The sequence below is a fragment of the Clostridium sp. TJA020 genome (assembly GCF_058310295.1).
Genome location: NZ_JBZEFC010000002.1, coordinates 40,493 through 57,756, shown reverse-complemented (window position 1 = coordinate 57,756; position 17,264 = coordinate 40,493). Strand labels below are relative to the sequence as shown.

At 24.3% G+C, this 17,264-nt stretch carries 12 protein-coding genes; 10 read left to right on the top strand and 2 right to left on the bottom strand.

The features are described from left to right. Window positions 1-57 precede the first annotated feature (57 nt). The 3 genes from AC4FQ1_RS04250 (at window position 58) to fliB (ending at window position 4,411) form a co-directional block, all read left to right on the top strand. Window positions 58-819: a hypothetical protein gene (locus AC4FQ1_RS04250; protein WP_303130774.1), complete on the top strand. Its 762-nt coding sequence runs from the start codon at window positions 58-60 to the stop codon at window positions 817-819. Window positions 820-1,299: 480 nt separating this feature from the next. Further along, window positions 1,300-2,769, top strand: coding sequence for a protein adenylyltransferase SelO (locus AC4FQ1_RS04245; RefSeq protein WP_491169005.1), 1,470 nt, complete (start codon window positions 1,300-1,302; stop codon window positions 2,767-2,769). Window positions 2,770-3,169: 400 nt separating this feature from the next. After that, window positions 3,170-4,411 (top strand): flagellin lysine-N-methylase, encoded by a 1,242-nt coding sequence (gene fliB / locus AC4FQ1_RS04240; RefSeq protein WP_491169004.1) that lies wholly within the window; start codon window positions 3,170-3,172, stop codon window positions 4,409-4,411. A gap of 69 nt (window positions 4,412-4,480) precedes the next feature. Here the strand turns inward: fliB and AC4FQ1_RS04235 are convergent, their stop codons facing one another. Continuing rightward, on the bottom strand, window positions 4,481-5,110 hold the full coding sequence (locus AC4FQ1_RS04235) for a GNAT family N-acetyltransferase (RefSeq protein WP_491169003.1): 630 nt from the start codon (window positions 5,108-5,110) through the stop codon (window positions 4,481-4,483). A 124-nt stretch (window positions 5,111-5,234) separates the two neighbouring features. Here AC4FQ1_RS04235 and AC4FQ1_RS04230 point away from each other — a divergent pair, with 124 nt between their 5' ends. Continuing rightward, entirely contained in the window at window positions 5,235-6,065 is an 831-nt protein-coding gene (locus AC4FQ1_RS04230) for a MerR family transcriptional regulator (protein ID WP_491169002.1), read from the top strand. An 89-nt stretch (window positions 6,066-6,154) separates the two neighbouring features. Here AC4FQ1_RS04230 and AC4FQ1_RS04225 read toward each other — a convergent pair whose 3' ends face one another. Then, the gene (locus tag AC4FQ1_RS04225; RefSeq protein WP_491169001.1) at window positions 6,155-7,222 is read right to left on the bottom strand and encodes an XdhC family protein; all 1,068 of its coding nucleotides are present in this window, start codon (window positions 7,220-7,222) and stop codon (window positions 6,155-6,157) included. Between the two features lie 256 nt (window positions 7,223-7,478). Between AC4FQ1_RS04225 and AC4FQ1_RS04220 the strand changes: the two genes are divergently transcribed. From AC4FQ1_RS04220 to AC4FQ1_RS04195, 6 genes are all read left to right on the top strand, one after another. Further along, window positions 7,479-7,886 (top strand): hypothetical protein, encoded by a 408-nt coding sequence (locus AC4FQ1_RS04220; RefSeq protein ID WP_491148231.1) that lies wholly within the window; start codon window positions 7,479-7,481, stop codon window positions 7,884-7,886. 282 nt (window positions 7,887-8,168) lie between these two features. Further along, on the top strand, window positions 8,169-8,846 hold the full coding sequence (locus tag AC4FQ1_RS04215; protein ID WP_303130244.1) for an MgtC/SapB family protein: 678 nt from the start codon (window positions 8,169-8,171) through the stop codon (window positions 8,844-8,846). 72 nt (window positions 8,847-8,918) lie between these two features. Next, entirely contained in the window at window positions 8,919-9,641 is a 723-nt protein-coding gene (locus AC4FQ1_RS04210; protein ID WP_491169000.1) for a glycerophosphodiester phosphodiesterase, read from the top strand. A gap of 476 nt (window positions 9,642-10,117) precedes the next feature. Continuing rightward, the gene (locus tag AC4FQ1_RS04205) at window positions 10,118-11,545 is read left to right on the top strand and encodes an MFS transporter (protein ID WP_491168999.1); all 1,428 of its coding nucleotides are present in this window, start codon (window positions 10,118-10,120) and stop codon (window positions 11,543-11,545) included. Window positions 11,546-12,053: 508 nt separating this feature from the next. Continuing rightward, window positions 12,054-14,852, top strand: coding sequence for an alpha-glucosidase (ygjK, locus tag AC4FQ1_RS04200; RefSeq protein WP_491168998.1), 2,799 nt, complete (start codon window positions 12,054-12,056; stop codon window positions 14,850-14,852). 270 nt (window positions 14,853-15,122) lie between these two features. Further along, complete coding sequence (locus tag AC4FQ1_RS04195) at window positions 15,123-17,090, top strand: ABC transporter ATP-binding protein/permease (RefSeq protein WP_491168997.1); 1,968 nt, start codon at window positions 15,123-15,125, stop codon at window positions 17,088-17,090. Window positions 17,091-17,264: the final 174 nt, after the last annotated feature.

The following is a 17,264-nucleotide window of genomic DNA, read 5'->3' as shown; positions in this document are numbered from 1 at the left end:
TAAAATTAAAATGTAAATACTGTATTGTATAAAAACTTAACTTGGAGATGAGTTATTATGAAAAAAACATTATATGATTATATAGATAAAATAAAGAAATTACCTATAAAAGCTAAGTATACAAAAGAAGAACTTTTAACTAAAGATTTTTTAATAGAGGAAAAAGATAATATTGAAATATATTATGTCCCACATAATGAATACATGAATAAGAAGGCAAAAATATTTATAATAGGAATAACTCCAGGATTTCAGCAAATGAGTACAGCAATAGCAGAGGCAAGAAAAGAACTTGAAATAACAAATGATATAAAAGAAATTCAATATAAGTGTAAAGTTGCTGGAAGATTTAGTGGTTCTTTAAGAAAAAATATAATAAGTATGTTAGATGAAATAGGACTTAATAAAGTTTTTAATTTAGATAGTTGTAGTGAACTTTTTTCTGATAAAGATTATTTATTACATACAGTATCATTAATCCCTTATTCAGTATTTGTAAAAAAGCAAAACTATTCAGGTCATACTCCAAAATTAATTAAAAGTGATTTTTTAATGAAATATGTTTATGAAAATTTTATTGATGAATTTAAAAGCTTAAATCATTTTAATGATATATTATTAATCCCACTTGGAAGAGCAGTCGAAGAAGTTTTATGTAAATTAGAAGATGAAGGCGTAATAAGTAAAAATCAAATACTTAAAGGCTTTCCACATCCATCAGGAGCAAATGTTAATAGAGTAAAGCAACTTGAAGAAAATAAAGAAGAATTAACTGAATTTATTTTAAATTGGAGCAAAACAAAGTATTTAAATAAGTAAACATATAAAGAAGTACAATATAAATTAAAGAGATAGTATATAAAAATAAACATTATATAAAAAATTATTATATAGAAAATTATTATATAGAAAAGAAGTAGCATATAAATTAATGTCTTTTAATTAAAGAATAGACAAAAATTTTAAGCTACTTCTTTTTATATAAATTTTAAATCATTTTTATATTGATTATTGTACATAATAATGTATTATAAGTATAAAGGTAAGGATAATTATTGTTAATAGAAATAAATTGTTAAGACTGAAATTATCAATATAGAAATTTATATTAAGGTTAAAAAATAAATACTATTTTATTTTTTTACCTAAATGAATAAAAGTAAGAGTAAAATTTTAAAATTAAAATATTTATTATTTTATTACTTATTATATTTTCAAATTAAAAATATAAGATTCGAACACAATAAAATATTAATTTAAAATATAAGATTAAATTTTACATATAGAAAAGGAGATAAGATGGAGAAAAATTTAAGAGAAACAGGCTTTAATTTTGAAAATAGTTATATAAATCTTCCAGAAAAGTTTTTTACTATACAAAATCCAAGTAATGTATCTGCACCAAAATTAATTATATTTAATGATTCTTTAGCAGAAGATTTAGGATTAAATTCTGATGTTTTAAAAAGTGATTATGGAGTAAATATATTTTCAGGAAATGAAATTCCAGAAGGAGCAGAGCCTATTGCACAGGCATATGCAGGACATCAATTTGGACATTTTACAATGTTAGGTGATGGGAGAGCTGTATTAATTGGAGAGCATATAACACCTAAAGGAGAAAGATTTGATATTCAACTTAAAGGTTCAGGGAGAACACCTTATTCAAGAGGTGGAGATGGTAAGGCAGCACTTGGTCCAATGCTTAGAGAATACATTATAAGCGAAGCAATGCATGGACTTAATATTGAAACAAGTCGTAGTTTAGCAGTAGTTACAACTGGTGAAAAAATAATTCGTGAAAACTACTTAGATGGTGCTATATTAACAAGAGTTGCTAAAAGTCATATTCGTGTTGGAACCTTTCAATACATTTCAAACTTTGGAAGTTATGAAGAGCTTAAAGCTTTAGCTGATTATACTTTAAATAGACATTTTAAAGAGGGATTAAACAAAGAAAATCCGTACCTTTATTTATTGGAAGAAGTTATAAAAAAACAAGCAAGTCTTATTTCTAAGTGGCAATTAGTTGGATTTATTCATGGAGTAATGAATACTGATAATGTAACAATTAGTGGAGAAACAATAGATTATGGACCATGTGCATTTATGGATACTTATAATCCAGATACAGTATTTAGCTCCATAGATGTTTCAGGAAGATATGCTTATGGCAATCAACCAAACATTGGAGGTTGGAATCTTGCAAGATTTGCAGAAAGCTTACTTCCACTTCTTCATAAAAATAAGGAAGAAGCAATAAATATAGCTCAAAAAGCAATTTCAAATTATCCAGATATTTATAAAAAAACTTGGCTTAATGGTATGAGAAAAAAACTTGGAATTTTTAATGAAGAAAAGGATGATGAAACTTTAATAGATTACCTTTTAAGTATAATGTATAAATACGAAGCTGATTACACTAATACATTTTTAGAATTAACATTTAATAAAGTAGAAGATAGTGAGCTTTTTGATAAAGAGGAATTTAAAAACTTTTATAAGTTATGGAAAGATAGATTAAGTAGACAAAAGCAATCAATGGAAGAATCAATAGAACTTATGAAAAATAATAATCCAGCAGTAATTCCACGTAATCATAGAGTAGAAGAAGCATTAAAAGCAGCAACAGAAAATGGGGATTATAGTGTAATGAATAATTTAATTAAAGCTTTAAAAAATCCATATGCTCATACAAAAGAACAAGAAGAATATGCTAAGTTACCTGAAAAGAAAAATTGTAATTACAAAACTTATTGTGGAACATAAATTATATAAATATATTTTATTTATAGTTTAAAAAATTTAGTTTTAAATATTAATATTAAATAATTAAGGAAACATATACCTTAACTATTTAAAAGCAATTTAATATATATTAATTACTAATTCTTTTAAACAATCTATAATATCAAATAATTTGGCAAAGTACTTAAATATATATTAATTACTAATATTAAATAATTAAAAGGCTGTCTTAAAATAGACGGTCTTTTTTTATTTAACTTATATTTTGAAGATATTATAAATATTGTGCAAAAAAATAATAAGCAGTAAGTTTAAAAAATAAATATTAATTTATGAGTTTTAAAGGTGTATTGTTTTTATTTTTATAAAATTTATGTAAAATATAAATAGAAAAAATTTAAATGTAGAGGAAGTAAAGAAAATGGGAACAAATATAAAAAAAAGATATCCAACCTATTTAAAAGAGTTTAAATGTATAGGTGGAGCTTGTGAAGATAGTTGTTGTATTGGCTGGAATATAGATATAGATAAAATAACTTTTAGACAATATTATAAAGTTAAAGATGAAAAAATGAAAAAAATGTTCCAAAAAAATGTACATAATAATGAATGTAAAACAAGTGATGATGTAGATTACGGACAGGTAAAATTAAAAAAAGATAAGAGATGTCCTTTTTTAGATGAAAAAAATTATTGCATAATTCAATCAAACTTAGGAGAAGAATATCTTTCAAATGTTTGTACATCTTTTCCAAGAATATTAAATAAAATAGATGGATTTTATGAAATGTCACTTGATGTATCTTGTCCTGAAGCTGCAAGAATACTTTTATTAAAAGAAGATGGAATTAAATTTTCAGAGTCAGAAGAAACTTTGGGTAAACATATAATATCAAGTGAAGTAAATACAAAGGATAAAATGTTTAATAATTCACCAGTAAAATATTTTAAAGAAATAAGAGATTTAAGTATAAAAATAATTCAAAATAGAAATTTTGATATAAATGAAAGACTTTATATATTAGGTGAATTTATAAGCTCATTAGAGGAAGAAGTTTCTTATAACTTTAAAGGAGTTAAACAGTTTATAGAAAATTATGATATAAATAAAATGAGAGATTATTATGGAAAAGATAATATGAGCTATATTATATCATTAGACTTTTTCCAAAAAGTAATGAAGTTTTTCAAAAACTTTAGAGAAGTGGATAGTCCTTTATTTAAAGAGCATACAGAAGATATAATTAAAGCTTTTAAGTTAAATGAAGATGATAATTTAAGTAAGTATTCAAAAGAGTATATAAAAGCTTTTGAGGATTATAATAAAGAGTTTTTATATAAAAATAGCTATATTTTTGAAAATTATATAGTTAATTTTATTTATAATTATATGTTCCCATTTTCAGAGAATGACTCAATGTTTGATGGATATATAATGCTTTTAATGAGATATTCACTTATAAGATTTTATTTAGTTGGAATGTATTTAAAAAATGAAACTGTTTCAAAAGAAGAAATTGTTAAGTTTATTCAATTATTTTCTAAGGGGCTTGGACATCATAAAAATTATTTAACAGATATGTTAAAGTATATTAAAGAGAAGGAATTTGATAATTTGGAGTTTTGTAAAAATCATTTAGGACTTTCAAATTTTAATTTTTAAATAGTTTTAGAAAGAAAAAGCTTAAGTTATAAACACTTAAGCTTTTTTATATTAACTTACTTCAATTATTTAAAAGCTATAACTATACAAAAATACATCAAGCTTTTCATTAAAAGAATCAAACAAAACTTCCTTTTCATTTATACGTTTAAAGTTATGACTATCATAAAATCCATAATTACATCTAGTATCTGTATACAAATACAATGATTTCACATTTGAACTTTTCATATAATCAAACAAATAATTTAAAAGCTTCTTACCAACTCCAAAACCTCTGCACTCCTCTGATACAATAAACAGTTGAATACAACCATCAAAATTATTCTTTTTACCTTTAATAATTTCATTATATGCATTCTGTACTTTCATAAACTCCTTAAAGGATTTTCTATTTTCTTTATTAGCAAAAATAACTTTAAATCCACTAGAAATAAAACTAAAATTATTATAAGCTTTCTTTAAGCTACTTTTTTTATTTTTACTATTTCCTAATATAATTCCAATAACCTTTTTATCTTTTACAGCAACTTTACTAAAAGAACTTTCCAAAATACAGCTTTGAAGATATAAAGTTAATAATGAATCTAAATATTTTGTATCTTTAATAAAATCCTTAAATCCAAAGGCATCACAAATCATTTTTTTTACAGTATTATAATCATCTTTAATTAAATCTCTATAAATAATTTTACTCATTAAAATCAAACCCCTTTTAAATAAATGTTTTTTTAAGATTAAATACTTTATAATTATAGTAATATATACTCTAAGGGGAGAGTCAATAATGTATTAAAATATATTTATAAAAGGTGAGGGAGTTATGGAGAATTTATTTTCAATTGGGGAAGTTTCAAAAATTAAAGATATTACAATAAAGGCATTAAGGTATTATCATAAGGTTGGAATACTTATACCAAAGTATATAGATAAAGAGTCAGGGTATAGATATTATTCTATAGATCAATTTATTCATATTGATATTATAAAAGGATGTAGAACTTTAGGAACAAGTATAAAGGAACTTAAGGAACTTTTTAAAAACTGTAATACTGATGAATTAATTTTATTTTTAAATAAAAAGAAACTAGAAGCAGAAGAAAATATAAGGAAGATGGAAGAAATAATTGATAATATAAATAGTTTAAAGGGGATAGTAAGTTATTCAAAAAGTTTATTAAATAATTTAGATATAGAAATAAAATATTTCAAGAAACGTTATATAGTTGTAACTCCATGTAAGGAAGCTGGAAGTTTAAAAGAGCTTATTTATTATTCTGATTTAGATAAAATTATTAAAAATAAAAGATTAAATGTTTCTATTGAGAGAGGTATAATTTATAGTTTAGTTTTAGAAAATGAAAGTATAAAAAATAGAAATTTAAAATCTAAATATGTATTTAATACAATAGAAGAAGACTTAGAGTTTTTTGATAATGAAATTTATAAAGATGAAAATATTAAAGTTTTAGAAGAAGGAAGGTATTTAACTCTAGCTTATAGCAAGGATAATGAAAAAGAAAGTTTAATAAAGTTAAATGAGTATATTAAGAAAAATAATATAAATGTTAAAAGTTATATAGAAATTGATTTGCTTAATGATTTCTTTAATACAGATTATTATAGCTGTCAGGTACAAATACTTATAGATTAAAATAAGTAGGAGTTTTTTATGAGAAATTATTTAGGAAAATGGGTAAAGGTTATTAAAGTAAAGTAGACAGGTTAAACCTGTCTACTTTTTTAAAATGATTCTATAATAACATCCATAATTCCACCACAAACCATTCCCATTGATTCAGCTACATCACCAGTCATATCAACATGTTCAATTAAGAAACCTTTATTTAGCATAATATTTCTAGCTTTAGATAATACAGAAGCTTCGCTACATCCTCCACCTATACTTCCCAAAGTACTTCCATCAAATTTATATATCATTTTAGCGCCAGCTTTTCTAGGGACAGAGCCTTTTGAAGATATTATAGTTATAACAGCTTTTGGTTTATTTTCATTTTTATATATTTCTGAAAATACTTCTTTATCAAAATCAGGATAAGAAAATTTCTTAGAATTAACTTTTAAAATATTTTTATTTTTAAACATAATAAGTTCAGAAACTATAGAAATAGCTATTTCATCAGGTGTAATTGCACCAATATCAAGACCAATAGGAGAGTTAACTTTATCTAATTTTTCCTTTGAAAAGCCTTCTTCAATTAATTCATCCATCATTCCTTTTACTCTACGTTTAGAGCCAATCATTCCAACATAATTAAGATTATAATTTAATACCTTTCTAAGTACTAAACCATCATGTCTATGACCTCTAGTTACTATAACAACAAAATCTGAATCCCTAAGATTAATAATATTAAAGGAATTTTCAAAGCTTTCACAAATAACATTTTCTGCATTAGGAAAACGAGTTGAATTAGCAAAAGAAGGTCTGTCATCTATAACAGTTATAGCAAAACCTATTCTAGATGCAAAATCTACTAAAGGCTTGGCTACATGACCACCACCAAAAATTATTAATCTTGGCTTTGGAAAGAAAGGTTCTATTAGTAAACCTTTACTTTTTGAAATAGAAATAGTTTCTACTTGTCCAGTTGAAAGTGCAGTATTAATTTTTTCATAAATAATATTGTCTAATTCAATGGCTCTTTTACTTACTTCATCATAAGTTAAAACTAATTTTTTTTCTATGGAACCATATGTATCATTATTTAAATTTAAATATGTAAGCATTACAGCACGGTTACCACAATTAACTTTTTCCAATAAATCTTCGTAAAATTTTTCAAACATATCATATACCCTCTAACATAAAAAATTTTAAAACCTTTATACAAAATTTATTATAGTATAAATAGTTATAAAATGAAAATAAAAGAAAATGTTTGTATACAAATATTGGAAATTTTATTATAATTTAAATATATTAAATTATAAAAAATTATATTTAATTAATTGATTAAAAGAATAAATAAAAATTGTTTAAGGGGAATTAAATAAGATTTAAGGAGGGAATAAGGTTAAAGGGGTTAATAAAATATGGTAGGGGATGATTAAAATTTTAATATTAATACTTTTAGTTTGCTTGTTTGCATTAAGAGTTTATATAAGTTATAAGGTTAAGTTAGATTATTTTTTATCTGGTATGTATTTATTAAATATTGCAACCTTTATTATTATATCACTTGCTCTTGCTCTAAATAGTAATAGTAGAAATGAATTGTTTTTAATTAACTTAATAATGATTATGGGAATAATTATATTTAGTTGGGCTTTAGTAATTAGTATAAAAAATATAAGAAGTCAGTATATAAATACAAATAAATTAATATTATTTTTAATCAATATTGTATGCATAGTAACTATAATACCAGCAGTTTTAATATCAACTATAATATATATAATTGATGTAGGATTATTTATAAAACATATAATAGTACCACAATTAAATATTTAAATGAAAATCGCTATATTATTAGCGGTTTTTATTTTTAGTTACAATAATTTAAAAATAAGTATAAATTAATGATAAAAATAAATAATATAAGATAAATTTTTTAAAATAGATAAAATATATTTCTGAAATTGTTTTCACAAAGTGATATAATAAAATTTAGAAAATTTTTGTTTTTTATATATTTAAATATTACTTTGTATATAAATTTAAAAATATTTACTTAATATTTTTTATTAATTTAAATTTGAATTATTTTATTATATAAAATTTAAGGAGTAAAAAATGGTAGTTCAAGATATTTTGAAAATTTTTTTAAGGCTAATATTAGCAGGTTTATTAGCAGGTGCTATTGGTTTTGAAAGAGAAATGAATTCTAAAGAAGCGGGAGTTAGAACTCATTTTTTAGTTGGAATTGGAAGTGCTTTGTTTATGATTGTTTCAAAATATGGATTTTATGATTTACTATCACATCAATCAATTGGACTAGACCCAAGTAGAATAGCAGCTCAAGTAGTTAGTGGAATTGGATTTTTAGGAGCTGGAACTATATTTTTAGAAAAGAAAATAGTTAAGGGGTTAACTACAGCAGCAGGAATATGGGCAACTGCAGCAATAGGATTAGCAGTTGGTGCAGGAATGTATTTCATTGGAATATTTTCAAGTGTTATAGTTCTTATAGTTCTTCAGTTGCTTAAAAAAATTAATAGATTATGTTGTTATAGAGCATTTGATATAACATTAAAGTTATCAAGTACACCAGATAAAAAACTAATGGATATATTATCTAAAGAGTGTTATAAAATATCAAGACTAAAAACAAGTAAAATAAATGATAATAATGAAAGTATATATGTTTTAGAATTTGTATTAAAAACAAAAACTTTTAGTACCACATCAGACATAAGTAAAGAATTGTGTAGTGTAGATAATATAATATACTGTGATGTGGAAAATGTATAATTTACTATATAAAATTATTTATTAAGTTATTAAAATTTTACATATAAAAATAAATTATAGGAGCAATTTATTATGATAAAGACATTAAATATAGCACATAGAGGACTAAGTGGTTTATATCCAGAAAATACAATGCTTGCTTTTGAGAAAGCAATAGAAGCTGGATGTGATGGAATTGAATTAGATGTACATTTAACAAAAGATAATAAATTAGTTATATGTCATGATGAAGAAGTTGATAGAACAACTAATGGAACAGGATTTATAAAAGATTATACACTCAATCAATTAAAAAACTTAGATGCAGGAATTAAATTTGGGGAAGAATTTAAAGGTCTTAAAATTCCAACACTTGAGGAGTTTTTAGATTTTATGAAAACAAATAATAAGCTTATAAATATAGAAATTAAAAATAGTATAATTCATTATAAAAATATTGAAGATAAAGTTTATGAAATGATAGAAAAGTATGAAATGGAAGATAGAGTAGTAGTTTCTTCATTTGACCATTATTCAATAAGAAAGTGCATAAGGTTAAATAGAAAAATAAAAACAGGATTACTTTATTGCGATTGCTTATATGAACCATACAATTATGTTCAAATGGTAGGAGCTAATGCACTTCATCCAGAGTATAACAGTATTACAAAAGAAATTGTTGATAAAGCACATGATAATTTTTTGCAAGTTAATGTTTATACAGTAAACACAAAAGAAGATATGCAAAAAATGATTGATTTAAATGTAGATATGATAATAACAAATTACAGTAATATTTTAAAAGATTTATTATAAAAAGTATTTAAATTTATAAACAATAATTTAAAGATTAGAGTTTTATAAATTATATAAAAGAATGATAAAAATTTTATATATATTAAAATTTATGAATAATAATCTAAATATAAGTATTATGAATAATAATCTAAATATAAGTATATAATAAGAAAAAGATTATTACAGAAGATAAGAAAGAGTTTTTAAGATTAATATATTAATTTATAAATTTTGGTTGAACATCATATTAACATAAACGATAGGGTACCTTTTAAAGTTTTAAGGTACTCTATTTTATTATTAAAGATATATTATTAAATAATTTTAATATTAAACAATAGTAATAATGAGTATAATTAAGCATTGTAATGTTAATTATGTTTAATTAGCTTTCAAAGCTAAATTTTCTTTATGAAATTACTTAATTATTTATATTATAATTATTCTCATGCTTTTAAAATAATTAAACAAATGAAAAGAAAGGATGAGTTTAAATGAAAAACAACACTTATAATCCTCTCCATGATAATAGATGGAAGATACTTATATGTGTAGTAACAGTAACTTTCATGAATTGCTTAGATAGTAGCATAGTTAATGTAGCACTTCCTATTATATCAGAAGACTTAGGTGTAACTATGGCTTCTGTTCAATGGATTGTTACAAGCTACCTTATAGCAATTTCATGCTTAATATTACTTGGAGGAAGATTTGGGGATGTAAAAGGTAAATGTAATACTTTTAAAATAGGAATATTTTTATTTACTTTAGGATCATTATTTTGTGGATTATCACATACATTACCTTTACTTGTTGCATCAAGAGTTTTCCAAGGAATTGGGTCTTCAATTACTATGGCAAATAGTCTTGGTATAATAACAGATGCTTTTTCAAAAGGTGGAAGAGGTAGAGCAGTTGGGATATCAGGGGCATCAGTTGCACTTGGTATAATGGTTGGTCCAGCACTTGGAGGAATGATAGTATCCTTTAGATGGGAATATATTTTCTTAATAAATGTACCAATAGGAATTATAGCTTTTATAGCAGCAATGAAAATATTACCTAAAGAAAAGGGGGAAAAGAATAAAAAGATAGATATACTTGGAACAGTTCTTTTTGCAATATTTATAATATCAATAGTATTATCATTAACAGAAGGACAATTTATGGGATATAAAAGGACTCCTATACTTCTTGGATTCTTAATAAGTATAGTATCATTTATATTATTTATTTTTACAGAATTAAAAATAGAATCACCAGTTTTGGATTTAAGTATATTTAAAAACAACTTATTTTCAATTAGTATATTTTGTGGATTTATATCATTTATAGCAATAAGTTGTTTTACAATTTTATTACCATTTTATCTTCAAGATGTATTAAATCTTACACCATTTTATGCAGGGTTATTTATGATGATATATCCAATAACTTTATCAGTTATATCTCCTTTAAGTGGAAGTCTAGCTGATAAAATTGGTTCAGAACTTATAGCACTTATAGGGCTTTGCATGCTTTCTGTAAGTTTTATATTTATGTCAACAATAAATGAATTAACTCCTTTATGGCTTGTTGGAGTATATTCTGTTTTAATGGGAATTGGTAATGGAATGTTCCAATCACCAAATAATACACTTGTAATGTCTACTGTAAAAAGAGATAAGCTTGGAATTGCAGGAAGTGTAAATGCTTTAGTTAGAAATTTAGGTATGATATCTGGAGTAACACTTGGAACAACTCTTTTATATAGTAAAATGAGTAGTATGCTTGGATATACTGTTACAAATTACATTAAAGGAAAAGATCAAGTATTTATAAGTGCAACAGATTTTGTTTATGTAGTTGCAGCTATAATATGTTTTGTTGGAGTATTAATTAGTGCCACAAGATTTAGAAAGAAAAAGTTTGCTAATAAATAAAATTTACATAATATAAAATTAAATATTTAATATATTATATGAAATAAAGGACTATTTTAAATAGTCCTTTTTCTATTAATTTATAATTTATTTTTGAATTTAAATTATTATTTTTTTCTTTAAAATATTTGAATTTTTAATTAATAAAAGCCTTTTATAAAATTAAACAAATTATAGAAAAAATATATAATTTTAATAAAAGTTTTTAAAAATATTTTATTATACTAAAAAATATATAAAATACACATAAGAAAAATGAAATAAGTTAATTTAGTATATTTGAAAACGTTTTAAAAAGATTTTATAATAACTCCTGATTATTATAATATTTAAATTTTCTTTTAAGAGATATTAGTTAACTATTGAAATTTTTATATTATAAAATTTGGATAATATAAGAAACGAAGTTGTATTTTCATTAAGATATTTAAAAATAATAGGTAATTGGGTTAATTTAAATAATTTAGTTAATTGATATAACTTAAGAGATAAAAGGGGGAGTTTTTTAATGAGTTTAAACAAAAAGGCAATGAAATCTATTGCTTCTTTTGGACTATCATCAATTATGCTTTTAAGTTGTACTGGGGTAAATGCATTTGCCAGTGATAAAAGAAAAGAGGTGACGGATTATAAAAATGTGCTTGATATAAAGGGTAATATAACAAGCAGCTTATATGGAGAAAATTCAAATAATAAATACTGCAACTTTTCTGATAATGGTGCATGGCATGGATATTATTTACTTAAAGAAAGTGATACAAAAAATTATGGGGATTTCCAAGGTCCAGTAATAATTGGACAAGAATATCCAGTTAATTTATCAGATTCAATAAGTAAAATATACATAACAAATTCAGATACTGGAAAAGTATATGATTTAGCAAAAGATAGCAAAGCATCTTTTACATATTATCCAGGAAGGCTAGTTGAAAATTACAAATTAAAAGATTTTACTTTAGTTTTACAACTTATATTTCCAACTAATAGAACAGCATTAATTCAAACATCTATAATTAATAATACTGATAAAGATTTAAATCTTAAATTAGGATGGAAAGGTCATATATTTAATGAGTTTAAAGAAGGAGGAGGCTCAGCACCTCTTAATCAGAAATTATTAGCAACTAAAAATGGAGTAGAAATTACTTTCTCAAACATTAATTATACTTGGAACTTTTTCTCAACAGACCAAACTAAATTTACAATAAATTATAATGGTGATACAAATACAAAGGTAGATGGTAATAATTATACAACTGAATTAAATAAAGGTGTAAAAATATTACCAAACAAAGAGTTTAAAACATACACAACAGAAAGTTATACTTTTACAAAGGAAGAGCAAACTAAAGAAAATGAAAAGGTAAATAATTTATTAGCTAATGGAGATACATATTTTAATAAAAATAATGAACGTTGGCAAGGATACTTAAATAAAACTTTCGATGGAACAAAGAATGTAGATCCTAAATATGACAAAGTAGCAGTGAAAGCTATGGAAACTATAACTACAAACTGGAAAAGTAAAGCTGGTGCAATTAAGCATGATGGAATTGTACCTTCAATGTCATATAAATGGTTTTTAGGAATGTGGGCATGGGATTCATGGAAACATGCAGTTGCTGCTGCTAATTTTGATGGAGAACTTGCTAAAAACAATATAAGAGCTATGTTTGATTATCAAATAAAACCAAGTGATAAAATTAGACCACAAGATGCTGGGGCTGTAATAGATGCAATATTCTATAATAAAGATTCAGAAAGAGGAGGAAAGGGAGGTAACTGGAATGAGAGAAATTCTAAGCCACCTCTATCAGCTTGGTCAGTATGGAATGTATATAAACAAACAGGTGATACAAGTTTCTTAGAAGAAATGTATCCTAAGTTAGTAGCTTATCATAAATGGTGGTATGAAAATAGAGATCATGACAAAAATGGTATAGCAGAATATGGTGCTATGGTTCATAATGCTCATTATTTATATGATAAAAATGGAAATATAATTAAAGATAAAGATGGAAATCCAAAGTTTGATTCTAATGCAATCATTGAGGCAGCTGCTTGGGAAAGTGGAATGGATAATGCAACTAGATTTGATGTTAAAGGATCAGGCGATGGAGATGTAGGAGTAAAGGTATTTGAAAATAAAAATAAAAATGGAAAAGTTGTAGGATATTCTATAAATCAAGAATCAGTTGATTTAAATGCGTATCTTTATGCTGAAGATGGTTTCTTAAAATCAATGGCAGAAGTTTTAGGCAAGGGGGAAGATGCTAAAAACTTCGAAAATCAAGCTAAACATATAAAGAAATATGTAGATGAAAATATGTTTGATAAAAATACAGGATTTTTCTATGACCTTCAAATCAATAATGATGGAACAAAGAAAAAGTTATTAGTTAATAGAGGAAAAGGTACTGAAGGCTGGATACCTTTATGGGCTAAAATGGCAACTAAGGAGCAAGCTCAAGCAGTAGAAAAAAATATGGTAGATCCAAATAAGTTTAATACTCCAATGCCATTCCCAACAGCTTCAAAGGATAATGCTAAATATTCACCTACTAAGTACTGGAGAGGTCCAGTATGGTTAGACCAAGCTTTATTTGGAGTAGAAGCACTTCAAAACTATGGTTATGATAAAGAAGCAAAAGCAATGACAGAAAAGTTATTTAATAAGGCTGAAAGATTAACAGGAGATGGACCTATAAGAGAAAATTATAACCCTGAAAACGGTGATGGATTAAATTGTAAAAACTTCAGTTGGTCATCAGCTTCATATTATTTACTATATAAAGATTTACTTGCAGCTAAAAAACCACACACAACTTCACAAACTGGATTTGCAATAGAACCTACTAAAGTTGATAATGATAAAAATAATTCAGATAAAGGTAAAAATAATGAATCTGCAAATAAGGAAAATAACAAAGATAAAGTAGATGAAAATACAAATAAAGAAAATAATAAACAAGATGCTACAAAACCAACAAATAATAAAGATAATAACGTAGTTAATAATAAAGAGAATAATGTAGCTAATTCATCTAATAATAATCCAAAAGATAATAATGTTATTGCAAATGTAGATAAAAATAATAAAGCAAACAAAGATAAAGTAGTAAATACTCAAGCAAATACTAAGGAAAATGATTCAAACAAAATAGATAATAGCAAAGAAGATAAGGATAGTAATTTACCTAGTACTGGTTATAAATATGGAGCATTATCTATTGTTGTAGCTGCTATATGCATATTACTTGGAATAGTACTTATTAAAAAGAAAAATAAAGTAGAAGAACAAAAATAATAAGTATAAATTAAAAAAGAACTGTTTTTTACAGTTCTTTTTTTATATGGGAAAATATGAAGTTATGCTAATTTAAATATCAATAAAATTAAATTGTACGAAAAGTCCATATTAATTAATTTATTTTTTATATTATATGATTAATTATTTAAAAAGTAGAGAAAATATAAAAGGTCTAAAGTTATATATTTAAATTATTATAGAGAAGTTGTTATATAGATTTATTTTAAATTTATTGGTCTTATAACATTAACTTAAAGGAGATAAAATATGGATTTATTACAATTAAAAAATATTAATAAGTACTATAAGTTAGGCAATAAAGAAAAGTTTCATGCTTTGAAAAATATTAATGTGGCTTTTAATAGAGGAGAACTTGTATCTATAATAGGGGAATCGGGTAGTGGTAAATCTACAATGATGAATTTAATTGGTGGATTAGATTCAGATTTTACTGGACAATTACTTATAAATGGAAAGAACATAGGAGACTTTAAAGAGAAGGAATTAGATGAATATAGAAAAAAGAAAATAGGTTTTGTATTTCAAAGTTGCAATTTAATACCTCATTTATCCATATTAGATAATGTAACTATTGCACTTACTTTATCTAATGTAAGTAAAGATATTCGTATAAAGAAAGCTACACAGGTATTAAAGGAAGTTGGACTTGAATATCATATAAATAAAAAGCCAAATCAATTATCAGGAGGTCAAAAGCAAAGAGTTGCAATAGCAAGAGCTTTAGTTAATGACCCTGAAATAATACTTGCAGATGAGCCTACTGGTGCATTAGATTCAGAAACAACAGAACAAGTTTTAAATATTATAAAAGATATTGCAAAAAAAGGTAAGCTTGTAATAATGGTTACTCACTCAGAGAAAGTTGCAGCCTATTCAAGTAGAATAATAAAAATATTTGATGGAGAAATAGTTGAAGATAAAGAGGAAACCCCATTAAATAATATTTTATTTAAAAATATAGAAGAAAATAAAAGCAATAAAAATTTAAGTTTTTTTTCAGCAATAAGACTTGCTGCAAATAATATGAATCAAAAACTTAAGAGAAATATATTAGTTGCAGTAGGGGTAAGTATAGGGATTATGAGCGTTGTATTAATGCTATCATTAGGTAATGGAATGAAAACATACTTTAATGATATGATAAAAAGTTTTATGAATCCTTTAGTAGTTGAAGTTAATATGCCAGCAGAAAAAAATTCTAATAATCCAAATAATCCAGCAGCTGCAATGAAAGCAATGATGGGAGCAAAGGAGCCTTTTAAAGAAAAAAACATAAAAGAGTTATCAAAAATAGAAGGTGTTAAAGAAGTAGAAAAGGGGTTTAGTTATATAAACATTTCAGGAAATAATATATTAGAATATAGAAATAAAAAATGTGATATTATGATGTTAAATAGCATGTCATCTGCTATAACTGATAAAAATTTAAAGAGGGGTAAGTTACCTAAAAAGAATGAGATATTAGTAAGTGAGCTAATTTCAAAAGAACTTGGTGGAAATATTATTGGTAAGAAGGTAAAATTAAATACTTTAGTTCAAGGGATTGAAGTTGAAGGAACATTTAAAGTAAGTGGAGTTTACACAACAGGAAATAAAGATCGTATGTCAGAAACAACAGAAGTTGTATTTATGAATTATGATGATTTAAACTCATTACTTAAAAAGCAAGGTGAAAGCTTAGATACAAGTGTAATATATCTTATTGCAAATACAAAAGAAGAGGCAAGTAATATAAAAACAAAAATGTTAGATATGGGGTATCAAGGTTCAGTTCAGGAAATTATGGGAGATCAAATGGTTACTATGTTAAATGTATTAACAATAGTTCTTGCAGGAATTGCAGCTATTTCTTTAATTGTTTCATCAATAATGATATTAGTAGTACTTCATATAAGTGTAGTTGAGAGAACAAAAGAAATTGGACTATTAAGGGCAATAGGTGCAAGAAGAAAAGATATAAAAAGAATATTTGTATCAGAGGCATTTTTGATAGGATTATTTAGTGGAATAATAGGGCTTGTAAGTGCATTTTTAATAGAAAAATTTGCAAATATAGCTTCAATGAAAGTTTTTTATATTGATGTTGTAAATATAACACCAGCTTATGCTATTTGTGGTATTGTTGTAAGTACTATTATAAGTATGTGCTCAGGTCTTATACCAGCAAGAAAAGCTGCTAAATTAGACCCAGTTGAATCATTAAGAACAGAATAATAATATTAAGGGAGTCTATTTATGAAATTTTTATTTTAAATAGGCTCTTTAATTTTAGTAAAGTATATTAGTATTTAAAATTTTGGATTTAAATAAACTAAAGAACAAATTATAAATTGAATTATTTAAAAGAATATTAAGTAGAACATTAATAAATAAGGCTTAAAATAGGAT

Bases quoted from the DNA above. Each gene is read 5' to 3' on its own strand.
- AC4FQ1_RS04250 (WP_303130774.1), top strand. From the start codon at position 58: ATGAAAAAAACATTATATGATTATATAGATAAAATAAAGAAATTACCT.
- AC4FQ1_RS04245 (WP_491169005.1), top strand. From the start codon at position 1,300: ATGGAGAAAAATTTAAGAGAAACAGGCTTTAATTTTGAAAATAGTTAT.
- fliB (WP_491169004.1), top strand. From the start codon at position 3,170: ATGGGAACAAATATAAAAAAAAGATATCCAACCTATTTAAAAGAGTTT.
- AC4FQ1_RS04235 (WP_491169003.1), bottom strand. From the start codon at position 5,110: ATGAGTAAAATTATTTATAGAGATTTAATTAAAGATGATTATAATACT.
- AC4FQ1_RS04230 (WP_491169002.1), top strand. From the start codon at position 5,235: ATGGAGAATTTATTTTCAATTGGGGAAGTTTCAAAAATTAAAGATATT.
- AC4FQ1_RS04225 (WP_491169001.1), bottom strand. From the start codon at position 7,222: ATGTTTGAAAAATTTTACGAAGATTTATTGGAAAAAGTTAATTGTGGT.
- AC4FQ1_RS04220 (WP_491148231.1), top strand. From the start codon at position 7,479: ATGATTAAAATTTTAATATTAATACTTTTAGTTTGCTTGTTTGCATTA.
- AC4FQ1_RS04215 (WP_303130244.1), top strand. From the start codon at position 8,169: ATGGTAGTTCAAGATATTTTGAAAATTTTTTTAAGGCTAATATTAGCA.
- AC4FQ1_RS04210 (WP_491169000.1), top strand. From the start codon at position 8,919: ATGATAAAGACATTAAATATAGCACATAGAGGACTAAGTGGTTTATAT.
- AC4FQ1_RS04205 (WP_491168999.1), top strand. From the start codon at position 10,118: ATGAAAAACAACACTTATAATCCTCTCCATGATAATAGATGGAAGATA.
- ygjK (WP_491168998.1), top strand. From the start codon at position 12,054: ATGAGTTTAAACAAAAAGGCAATGAAATCTATTGCTTCTTTTGGACTA.
- AC4FQ1_RS04195 (WP_491168997.1), top strand. From the start codon at position 15,123: ATGGATTTATTACAATTAAAAAATATTAATAAGTACTATAAGTTAGGC.